This window comes from Lysinibacillus sp. RU7 (assembly GCF_057837305.1).
In genome coordinates this window covers 1-219 of the sequence record NZ_JBYQFK010000369.1, presented here as the reverse complement: position 1 = coordinate 219, position 219 = coordinate 1, and the positions used below count along the sequence as shown (strand labels likewise).

1 tRNA gene is annotated in these 219 nt (G+C 43.8%); it reads left to right on the top strand.

The features are described from left to right. Positions 1-144 precede the first annotated feature (144 nt). Positions 145-217 (top strand) — tRNA-Val (locus tag AC3II9_RS22760). The last annotated feature ends 2 nt before the right edge of the window (positions 218-219 follow it).

The window sequence follows — 219 nt, the reverse complement described above, 5'->3', positions numbered from 1 at the left end:
GAAGTGTGGCGACACATGGAGCTGACGAATACTAATCGGTCGAGGACTTAACCACATTTTGTGTTGTGCACAATGCATCGTTTATCCAGTTTTGAAAGAATAAGATTTATACATATTTTATTCCTAGTAATTTTTTAATTATATGGAGGATTAGCTCAGCTGGGAGAGCACCTGCCTTACAAGCAGGGGGTCGGCGGTTCGAGCCCGTCATCCTCCACC